General features: G+C 70.0%; 1 protein-coding gene (cut by a window edge). It reads left to right on the top strand.

Going from position 1 to position 12,005, the window contains the following annotated elements; all coding sequences use genetic code 11:
- Window positions 1-12,005, top strand: partial view of an SDR family NAD(P)-dependent oxidoreductase gene (locus ACIHAX_RS07825; RefSeq protein ID WP_397276413.1) — the 5' portion only. It continues 9,754 nt past the right edge of the window; 12,005 of the gene's 21,759 nt are visible here — the first part of the coding sequence; its start codon is at window positions 1-3; its stop codon lies beyond the right edge, outside the window.

Here is a 12,005-nt window from a genome sequence, read left to right on the forward strand (position 1 = left end):
ATGTCGGATGATGGGTACGGCCTACGGGTCTTGCTGACGCGGGCGCTCCGCCGGATTCAGGAGTTGGAGGCGCGGCCGCAGCGCGAGCCGATCGCCATCGTGGGAATCGGCTGTCGCTTTCCCGGCGGCGCGGAATCCCCGCAGCAGTACTGGGAACTGCTGTCCTCGGGCCGCGACGCGATCGTCGAGGCGCCGGAGAACCGTTGGGTGGTAACGGATTCGGCGCCTCGACGGGCGCGGCGGCGAGCCGGGCTGCTCGCGGGTCCGATCGATGCGATGGACGCGGAGTTCTTCGGGATCGCACCGCGCGAAGCGGCGTCGATGGATCCGCAACAGCGGCTGGCGCTCGAAGTGGCTTGGGCGGCAATGGAAGACGCCGCACTGGTGCCGGGTGGTCCGGCCGCGGCCCGCACGGGGGTGTTCCTCGGTGTCAGCTGGCAGGAATACCAGCGCACGATCACACCGGACTGGGTGAGTTCGGTGGACGCGCACACGCTCACCGGGACGATGTCGAGCATCGTGGCGGGGCGGGTGTCCTACGTGCTCGGATTGCGTGGTCCCGCAGTGGCGATCGACACCGCGTGCTCGTCGTCGCTGGTGGCGGTGCATCAGGCGTGTCGCAGTCTGCGGGCTGGGGAGTGCGACGTCGCGTTGGCGGGCGGAGTGAATCTGCTGCAATCCGAGCTGACTTCGGAGGCGCTGGCCCGCATGGGCGCGCTCTCTCCGGATGGGCGCTGTCGCCCCTTCGACGCGCGCGCGAACGGGTATGTGCGTGGCGAGGGCGCGGGTGTCGTTGTGCTCAAAACGCTTTCGCGAGCGCTCGCCGATGGTGACGAGATCAGGGCGCTCGTCCGAGGCTCGAGCGTGAACCACGACGGTCGTTCCATGGGGCTGACCGCACCGAATCCGACGGCACAACGCGAGTTGCTGCGCGACGCGTTGACCGACGCCGGGTGCGCCGCCGATCGGATCGGCTACGTCGAGACGCACGGCACGGGCACGCCGCTGGGCGATCCGATCGAGATCGAGGCGTTATCGCAGGTGGTCGGCGTGCCACGTGCGGATGGGTCGGTGTGCCTGCTCGGTTCGGTGAAGTCGCAGATCGGGCACCTCGAGGCGGCCGCGGGCGTCGCCGGGCTGATCAAGGTGGTGCTGCAGATGCAGCACGAACGAATTCCACGTCAGCACGATTTCGCCACAATGAATCCGAAGATCAGGCTCGACGGCACGGCGCTGGCGGTGCCGACCGATGACGTCGCCTGGCCGCAGACGCGGCAGCCGCGATTGGCAGGGGTGAGTTCGTTCGGATTCGCGGGCACCAACGCACATGTGGTGCTGGAGCAGCCGCCCGAGGCCCTGGCGCGTGCCGATCCGAATGAGCCTGCGCTGTTGGTCATTTCGGCGCGCACCAGGTCGGCCCTCCATGCGCTGGCCCACCGCTATGCGGAGCAGTTGGACCGGCAGGAGATGCCGCTCGCCGACGTCGCCGCCACCGCGGCGCTGGGACGCACGCATTTCGCGTACCGGCGAGCGGTCGTGGCCAGGACAGCCGAAGAAGCGGCGCGCGATCTCGCGGCACCGTCAGATCGGTCCATCGATCCGGATCCGGGCAAGCCGCGGGTCGCGATGCTGTTCACCGGGCAGGGCGCACAGTACGCCGGGATGGGCGCGGCGCTCGACCGCAGGTACCCGGCTTTCCGCACGGCGCTCGACCGGTGCGACGAGTTGTTGGGACCGCTTCGCGACGGCCTGCGTCTGCGGTCGGTGCTGTTCGAGGCGGACGACGATGTGCTGGCCCGTACCGAGTACGCGCAACCGGCCTTGTTCGCGCTCGAATGGGCCTGCGCCGAGCTGTGGTCGGCGTTCGGCGTTCGCCCCGATGTCGTGTTGGGGCACAGCCTCGGTGAACTGGTCGCGGCGACCGTCGCGGGCGTGTTCGATCTCGCCACCGGCTTGCGTCTGGCTGCCGAACGGGGCCGGTTGATGCAGGCAGTGGCGCAGCAAGGGGCGATGGCGGCGGTCTTCGCCGCGCCCGTGGAGTTCGAAACACTGTTGGACGAGCTCTCGGCGAGTGTGTCGGTCGCGGCGGTCAACAGCCCCGGGCAATTCGTTGTGTCGGGATCGGTGGACGGGGTGCAGCGGGTTGTGCGGGCTGCCGAGGAACGGTCGATCCGTGCCGTGCGGCTGCCCGGGACGGCGGCGTTCCACTCGCCCCTGCTGGATCCGATGCTCGACGACTTCGAAGCCAGGGTCGCCGAGTTGGTTCCCGTCCCGCACGCGGCGACGATTCCGCTGGTGTCGAACGTGACCGGCACGCGGATCGAGGGCCTCATGGATGCGGCGTACTGGCGCGCGCATGCCCGTGGCACCGTCCGTTTCGCCGAGGGTGTGCGCTCGGCCGCCGAGTCGGGCGTGGATGTCTACCTCGAGGTGGGACCGCATCCGGTGCTGTCGGAATTCGGGCGGCACACCGACCCCGCCGCTGTGTGGGTGCCGAGCATGCGCCGGACGTCCACCGACGACGAGGTGCTGTTGACCGGGCTCGGCGAGCTGTATCGCCTGGGCGTTGAAATCGACTGGAGCGCAGTGGTTCCGCTGGACGCGCGCAGGCGCAACGGCCTGCCCACCTACCCCTTCGAACGAGAGCGGGTCTTTGTGCCGATCGAGAGCGCGTCGCCGAGCACGGGATATCTCGCCGAGCATCGCTTCCGCGACCGTGCGGTGATGCCCGCGGCGGAGCTCGCGTTGCGCGCATTGCGTGCGGCCGGAGGCGCAGGCCGCGAGCTGATCGACTTCGTCGCCGCGCGACCGGTGCCGCTGGAGGAGTTGTCCGAGCCGCTGGTGTCCGATGCGGGCGATCGCGCCGAGGTGCGGTTCCACGTCGACGAGGGCGCGGTCACCGCGGTGTCCGCGACAGTTCGAGCCGCCACGAATCGACCCCGCGATTCCGACGAACTGTCCGCGGCTCGGCTCGCGCTGTCCACCGAAGAGAATGTCGCGGCTTTCTACCGCCGGTGTGCCGATGCCGGATTGACTTTCGGCCCGCGATTCCGCTGGATCACGCGATTGTGGTCCGGCGAGGGCCGCGTGCTCGCCGAACTGACGCGCCCGGCGGAACTCGCCGACGAACCGGACGCCTGGCTGCCGTGTCTGCTCGACGCCGCGATCCAGACCGGTCTTGCGTTGGTGTCCGCAGATGGCGACGCGGCGCGTCTGCCGGTGGGTATCGGCGGTCTGCGTCTGTCCGGCCAGGATGCGGGGGCAACGGCGTGGGCGCTGGCCGAGCGCACCGGCCGCACCGTTCGTCTGACGGTCTTCGATACCGCCGGCGCGGTGGTCTGCGATATCGAAGACGTATGGTTCGCCGAGTCCGGCACTGCCGGGCAGCCGCAGGATCGGGATAGCATGTCCGGCTTCACCCACCGTCCGACCTGGGAGCGCGTCGTGGCGTCGCCGAGCGGACGGGCGCCCGCCGCCGCGTTGGTGGTCGGCGTCCGGCAGCAGGCGGACCGGCTCGCCGCCGCGCTGCGCGCCGCGGGTACCGATGCGGTATCCGTGGAGCGTACGACCGATCCGGACGTGTGGCCCGGCGACGACCGTGCGGTGATCTACCTCGCCGATGCCGAAGCGGACGACAGCGCCGAATCGGCGCGGGTGGAAACGCGATTCGCGCTCGCGGTGGTGCAACGGATGGCTCGGCTGGTTTCCGACGCACCGTTGTACCTGGTGACAATGGGGGCGACCGGAGCGCTCGCCGGGGAACCCGTGCGTCCGGCCGCCGCGACCCTGTGGGGATTGGGTGCGGTGACGCGCACCGAACTGCCCGAGTTGCGGTGCCGCCTGATCGACCTGCCCGCGGACGCGCGCTGCGACGACCACCGCTTGGTGGACGAGATTCGCTCCGGCGCCACGGATTCCGCGATCGCGCTGCGCGGGCGTCACCGTTACACGATGCGGATGCAGCCTTCCGACGAACCGGGCGGGGCGCCCGAGGTGAAGCGTGGCGGTGCGTATCTGATCACCGGCGGACGTGGCGCGCTGGGGTTGACTGCCGCGCGGACGCTGGCCGAGGCCGGCGCGGGCACGATCGTGCTGGCCGGGCGCAGCGGCCCGACCTCGCGAGACGAGCGGGAGATGGCGCGGATCGCGGCTTCGGGGGCGCGAGTCGAGACCGCGGTGGTCGATGTCGAAGACCGGAATGCGTTGTCCCGCCTGATCAGCCGCTTCGGCGTGGAGTTGCCGAGGCTGGCCGGGGTCGTGCACTGTGCGGGAGTTCTGGACGACGCCCTGTTGTTCGAGCAGACCGCCGGGCACATCGACCGGGCGTTCGCGGGAAAGGTCGCGGGCGCGTGGCACCTGCACGAGCTGACCGCGGGACAGCCGCTCGATCTGTTCGTGCTGTTCTCCTCGGTCAGCGCCGTGGTGGGCACAGCCGGGCAGGGCAATTACGCCGCGGCGAACGCGTATCTCGATGCCCTCGCCCGCCTGCGGCTGGCTCGAGGACTGCCTGCCCTGAGCATCGCGTGGGGGCCGTGGGCGAGCATCGGCATGGCCGAAGGGCTGAGCGACGCCGCCCGCCGCGCGTGGGCACGCCACGGTGTCGGCGAACTGGCCGCCGAAGACGGTGTCCGAGCACTGCGTTGGCTGCTGTCGGCGGAGGGAGTCGTGTCGGTCTTTCCCGCCGCCACAGAGGTTTCGGCGGAGCCGGAACCGATCGCCGCGGTCGAATCTCAGGATTCGCGCGATCCGGCGGAACTGCGGGAACTGGTGCGCACCCACGCCATGACGGCACTCGGCCGCACGACAGCGGTTTCCGACCGCACGCCGCTGCGAGAACTCGGGCTCGATTCGATGATGGCGGTCGAGCTGCGCAACGCGCTGTCCGCGGATCTGGGGATGCGACTTCCGGCGACGCTGCTGTTCGATCATCCGACGGTCGCCGCGGTTTCGGAGGAGATCGCCCGGCTCGGCGCCACGTCCGCCCCCGGCCGCACGGCAGGGCAGCAGGCCGAACAGCAACCGACCACGCGCATCTCCGAGCAGCTCACAGCTCCGGTATACCCAACGAAACTTCCGGTTACACCTAGTACACCGAACGTGTCTCAGCTCACAGCGCGCGAAGCCGAGCCTGCCCCGGACGATTACGCCGACGCGATCGCGATCGTCGGCGTCGGCTGCCGTTATCCCGGCGGCGTGCGCGGGCCCGCCGATCTGTGGCGCCTGCTGACCACCGAAACCGACGCGGTGACCGAGGTACCCGCGCACCGCTGGGACGTGGACGCCGTCTTCGATCCGGACCCGGATGCCGACGGCAAGACTTACACCCGCTGGGGCGGTTTCGTCGACGGTGTCGAGGATTTCGATGCCGGATTCTTCGACATCTCCGTCGGCGAGGCGCGGATGCTGGACCCGCAGCAGCGGCTGCTGCTCGAAACGGCGTGGGAGGCGCTCGAACACGCCGGTTATCCGGCGAGCCGTCTGGAGGGCAGCCGGACCGGCGTCTTCGTCGGTGTGATGTCCAACGACTATGCCGAACGGATGGCGCGGGCCGACCTCGCGCCCGATGCCTGGTTCGGCACCGGAAACCTCTCCAGCGTCGCCTCCGGCCGGCTGTCGTATTTCCTCGGCGCGCAGGGGCCGAGCCTCACCATCGATACCGCGTGCTCCTCGTCGCTGGTGACCGTCCACACCGCGGTGCGCAGTCTGCGCAGCGGCGAATGCGATCTGGCGCTGGCGGGCGGCGCCACCGTGGTGCTGACGCCTTCGCTCGACATCTACTTCGCGCGGGCGCGCGGCCTGGCCGCCGATGGCCGGTGCAAGAGCTTCGACGCACGCGCCGACGGCGTCGTCTGGAGTGACGGCGCGGGAATGCTGGTGCTCAAGCGGCTGGCGGACGCGCGGCGGGACGGCGATCGGGTGCTGGGGCTGGTGCGCGGCTCCGCGGTCAATTCCGACGGCCGCAGCCAGGGATTGAGCGCACCCAACGGTCCGGCGCAGGAACGGGTCATCCGCGCGGCGCTGGCGGACGCGGCCGTCGAGGCGGGGGACATCGACTACGTCGAGACACACGGCACCGGCACGGCACTCGGTGATCCGATCGAAGTGAACGCCCTGGCCGCAGCCCTAGGGGAGGGTCGCACGGAAACCACGCCGCTGTGGATCGGGTCGGTGAAGTCGAATCTCGGGCACACCCAGGCGGCGGCGGGCATCGCGAACATCATCAAGGTGATCGAGTCGATGCGCCACGAGCGCATTCCCGCCTCGCTGCATTTCCGTTCGGGCAATCCGCATATCGACTGGGATTCGGTCGCTGTCCGGGTGGTCGCCGAGGAGCGACCGTGGCGGCGTTCTCGACGGCCCCGGCGGGCGGGGGTGAGCGCCTTCGGGATCAGCGGGACGAACGCGCACGTGGTGATCGAAGAACCGCCACAGGTCTCGGAGGCCGATGCCCCAAAGGACGCCGGGCCTCATTTGCTGGTCCTGTCGGCGAAAAGCACCGATGCCCTGCGCGAACTGGCGGCTCGCTACCGGGATCTGCTCGTCGCCCACCCTGAGATCGCATTGGTGGATCTGTGTGCGCGCGCCGCGCTGGGCCGAACACACTTCGGTGAGCGCGTGGCGATCGGTTTCGACACTGCCGCGCAGCTGCGTGCCGCGCTCGAGAACGTCGCCTCCGGGGTCACAGTGAGCGGGTCCGTCGCTGAAGTGTCGAGCGGGTCGCTCGAACTGGCTCGACGGTATGTCGAGGGCGCCGAGATCGATTGGGGTGCCGTCTATTCCGGTCGTCATTGGCGACATGTCGATGTACCGACCTACCCGTTCCAGCGCAAACGGCATTGGCTCGAGCTGACGCCGCGCCGGGACGACTCGAGTTCGTCACGCGCCCTGCGGCTCACCCCGGAGATGTTCGCAGGACATCGGCTGCGTGGTCTGCCGACAGTGCCCGCGGCGTGGCTGAGCGTTCAGCTGAACGAGATCGCCACTCGACTGCCCGGGGCATGGGAAGTCAGGAAGCTGCGGCTGATCACGCCGTTGGAGGTCACCGCCGAAGCAGTGGTGCGGGTCGTGGTCGAACCCGGCCCGGACGGCCATGATGTGCGCTTCCTCGGCTCCGACGACGCCCGAGCCGGTTATGCGCAAGCGACACTCACTGCGGCGCAGCCTGAGCCGGTGAAACCGTATGCGGCAGACTCCGCTCATTCCGATGCGCGCATCTGGACCGCCTACTACGACGCTCTCGCCCGGCTGGGCCTGGACCTGGGTCCTGACTACCGCTGCGCCCTGGAGTTCCGGCGGATCAGCGCCACCGAGGCCGAGACGGCGTTCCGGTTGGCCGGTGACGGCACGGCGCTCGATCCGATCCTGCTCGATGCCTGTCTGCACAGCATCGTGGTGACGGCTACCGGGGGCGAGGAGTTGTTCTTGCCGTCGGAAATCGATCGTGTCCGATTCTTCGGCAACCCGACGGCGGGGGATGCGACCGTGCGGTGCCGGGTGCGGGTGACCGAACGAGGGAGGCGGATCATCGTCGGTGACGCCACCCTGTACTCGGAGTCCGGGCGGCCGCTCGCCAGCGTTCAGGGTGTGAGCCTGCTGGCCGCGAAGTTCGATACCTTGCCGGAATCGTTTGCCGCGGAGTCGGACTCGACAAGACTCGCACGTCTGCTGCATCACGTGGAATGGGCTCCTGTCGAGGGTGGCGTGCGCGAGGAACCTGCGGGTCGATGGCTGATCTTCGGTGACGGAGCGGTCGGGGACGCTGTCGCCGCCGGATTGAGCGCGCGGGGCGCTGAAATCGTGATGATTCGCCCCGAGGACGGGCACGCAGCCGACGAGATCCTGTCTTCCGAGGCCGCGAATTCGTTTCAAGGCATAGCCTTCGCGTGGGCGGCGGCTCCTGCCCAGGTTCGCATCGAAGCCGCCCTGCGGTTGACGCGCGCTCTGGACTCGGCAGCACACCGGCCCGCCGCGCTCTGGTTGCTGACCGTGAACGCTCAGCGCGTCACCCCGGCCGACCTGCCGGACCCTGATCAAGCTTTGCTGTGGGGTTTCGGACGCACGCTGGCCACCGAGCACCCCGAGTTCGGATGCCGATTGCTGGACCTGCCCGCGGAAACCATCGTGGACAGCGCCCCGATCGTCGATGGTTTGCTCAGCGGCCGCGCCGCAGGCGAATTCGCCCTCCGCGACGGCCGTTGGCTGACCGCGCGCGTCGCCGAAGGCCTCGCGTCCACCGACTACCGGTTGGTCGCGCACCGTTCCGGCGAGTTCGAACGGATGCGGTTGGAGCCCGGTATCCGACGCGCACCGGCAGCAGGGGAAGTCGAAATCGTCGTCGCCGCCACTGGCCTCAACGCCCACGACCTCTGGGTGGCCTCGGGCATCCATCCGGATGGGGCGGGACCGCTGGGTTCCGAGTGCGCGGGCCGGATCACCGCGATTGGTGCCGGGGTCGAGCAATTCGCGGTCGGTGACCGCGTCGTCGCCTTGGCGGCCGACAGTTTCGCCCGCCACGTGACGGTGGACCAGGCCATGGTGGCCCGGCTGCCGGACGACCTGCCCTTCGCCGACGGCGCGACCGTGCCCTACGCCTTCACCACCGCCTGGCACGCGCTGTTCGACCTCGGCGGTCTGCGCGCCGGGGACCGGGTGCTCGTCCACGGCCCCGCCGATGGCATCGGCATGGCCGCGGTGCAGCTCGCCGTGCACGCCGGAGCGCAGGTGTGCGCGACCGCCGCGCTGTGTCGCTGGGCGCGGAACACGGGTCTGCCGGTCACACAGATCCATACCTGGCGCAGCCACGAGTTGGGCGAACGGGTTCGGGCGGCGACCGCCGGGCACGGACTGGACGTCGTCGTGCACACCTCGGGGGACGGCTTCGCCGCACACGCATCCGAAGTACTGCATGCGGGAGGCCGATTCGTCGAGATCGTCGACCCGGTGCAGACCGGAACGGTGCATCGGCATGCGGATGTCGACCACCGGACCTTCGATCCGGTCGCTGTCGACCCGCGGCGACTGGGCGCTGCCTTGCGCAGTGTGCTGGCACTGTTCGAGCAGCGCGCTTTGACCACGCTGCCGCACGCTGCCTACGGCATCGATCGTGCCGCCGAGGCGTTCCGCGCCATGTCGCAACGAGATCATCCCGGTCGCGTCGTCCTGCTCGGCAAAGACGTCCCGGTCGCCGCGGGCGGCGACCGGTTGCCCGATGGCACCTATCTTGTGACGGGAGGGTTCGGCGGCCTCGGCGCCGAGGCCGCGCACTGGCTGGCCGACCGCGGAGCACGGCATTTGGTGCTGGTAGGCAGACGCGCGCCGGATCCCGCAGGGGAACGGCTGCTGGAATCGCTGCGCGGCACCGGCGCTCGAGTGACGGCGCGGCAGGCGGATGTCGGCGACCGCGCGGCCGTCGCGGAACTGCTGCAAAGCATTTCGGAATCCGGATTCCCGCCACTGCGCGGCGTGGTCCACTGCGCGGGAGTGCTCGACGACGGCGTGATCAGCGAGCAGACCTGGTCGCGGTTCGAGACCGTGCTCGGACCCAAATACCATGCGGCGCGCCACCTCGATGAGCTCACCCGCGATCAACCGATCGAACTCTTCATCACCTACTCCTCCGTCGCGGGCGTACTCGGCACCCCTGGCCAGGCGAATTACGCCGCGGCCAACGCGGCATTGGATGCGCTGGCCTGGCGGCGGCGTGCCGAGGGACTGCCCGCGCTGAGCATCGGATGGGGGCCGTTCGCCGACGTGGGCATGGCCGCCGATCGGCCCGACGTCACCGCACGTCTCGTGCGGCGCGGGCTGCCTCCGCTGTCCGCGGGCGACGCGGCCGCGGCGCTGGAGCACCTCGTCCGGCACGACAGTGCTGCCCCTGGCGTCTTCGAATTCGTGCCGGAGCGGTGGTATGCGCAGCGCATGCCGCAGATCGCGCCGGCCGTACCGCCGACGATTCCACGGGAGACCACCGGGGTACCGCGAACGCAGTCGGCGTCCGACGATCTCGCACCGTGGGAGGCGCTCGTCCAGCGCGTCGCGATGCGGGTACTCGATCGCGCGGGCGAACTCGATCCTGATCTGCCACTGCACGACACGGGCGTCGACTCCCTGACCGGAATGGAACTGCGGGCCGCGCTCGCCGTCGAGGTCGGAATGCCGCTGCCTGCCGGGCTCGTCTTCGACTATCCGACTGTGCGTGAGATGGCGCGGTTCCTGCACCGCAAGGGCGCAGCCGCTCCCAGCGGAGGCGCAGCCGCTCCCGTCGGCGGCGCGAACGTGATCGCCGCTGATGTGCCCTCGTACGCGGCCGATTTGCCTCTGGCCGGGGCTGACGATTTGTCCCCCGCCGGGGCTGAGGTGCCCCCGGTCGTCACCGACGTGCCTCTGGTCGCGGCTGACGTGCTCTTGCCTGCGGCGGACGTGTCCGCTGTCGCGGCCGACGTGTCCCCGGTGCCCGCTGACGCGCCCTTGGTCGCGGCTGATGTGCCCCCGGTCGCTGACGAGGTGAACCCGGTCGCACCCACGCCGCGGTACCCGATCGCGACTCCACCAAAACAGTCTGCGAGACAGGATGTTTCGCCGGGCATCGACTTCGAGACCGACCGTACCGACGACGACCCGATCGTCATCGTCGGCATGAGCTGTCGTTTCCCCGGCGGGGTGCGCACACCGGAGGACTTCTGGGACCTGCTGTGGCACGGACGCGACGCGATCACCGAGGTGCCGCCGCAGCGCTGGGACATCGACGCCTACTACGACCCGGACCCGGCGTCTCTGGGCACGATGTACACCCGCTGGGGCGGTTTCGTCGACGACGCCGACGAGTTCGACCCCGCGTTCTTCGGTATCGGCGCGGCGGAGGCACGCGCGATGGACCCGCAGCAACGCCTGCTGCTCGAAACCACGTGGGAGGCGCTGGAGCGCTCGGGCCGCGCACCCGGCGCGTTGGCGGGCAGCCGCACCGGCGTGTTCGTCGGACTGTGCTTCAGCGAATATCCGGCCACGCCGACCCGAGCCGACCATCCGACCGCGATCGGCGCCTACTCGGTAATCGGTTCGGCGCCGAGCGTCGCGGCGGGGCGCTTGGCCTACGTTCTCGGGCTGCAAGGCCCGGCGATGACGCTGGACACGGCATGCTCCTCCTCACTGGTGGCGCTGCAAGCGGCGGAAGACGGGCTGCGAGCGGGCCGTTGCGATCTGGCACTGGTGGGCGGGGTGAACCTCCAGCTGGCTCCGGAGACCACCATCGGTTTCTGCCGCCTGGCCTCGCTGTCGCCCGATGGACGCTCGCGAGCGTTCGACGCCGACGCCAACGGCTACGTCCGCGCCGACGGCTGCGGCGTGCTGGTGCTGACCCGGCTGTCGCAGGCCCGGCGCAACGGCGATCGGGTGCTGGCGATCGTGCGCGGCGTCGCGGTGAATCACGATGGACGGTCCAACGGTCTCACCGCACCCAACGGCCCGGCCCAGCAGCGCGTCATCACCGACGCGCTGGAACGGGCGGGCCTGCGGCCGGACACGGTGGACTACGTCGAGACACACGGCACCGGCACCCCGCTCGGCGATCCGATCGAGGCCACCGCGCTGGCCGAGGTGTACGGATCGGGCCGCACGCAGCCTCTGCTCATCGGGTCGGTGAAAACCAATATCGGGCACACCGAGGCGGCGGCAGGTGTCGCGGGCGTCATCAAAGCCGTGCTCATGTTGCAGCACCGCCGGATCCCGCCGAGCTTGCACTTCCACACTCCGAACCCGCTGATCGACTGGGCCGGGCTGCCGTTGGAAGTGGTGCGCGAGGCGCGGGACTGGCCGCGCACCGGGCACGAACCGGCGATCGGGGTCAGCTCTTTCGGGATGAGCGGCACCAATGCGCACGTCATCCTGGCGCAGGGTGATCCGGTACCCGCGCCGCGACCGGAATCGCCGACCGCGCAGGTGCTCGTCCTCTCCGCGCGCGACGAGACCGCCCTCGCCGACAGCGCGCGGCTCTGGGCAGACCGAATCGA

Source organism: Nocardia sp. NPDC051929, assembly GCF_044548645.1.
Lineage (GTDB): Bacteria > Actinomycetota > Actinomycetes > Mycobacteriales > Mycobacteriaceae > Nocardia > Nocardia sichangensis.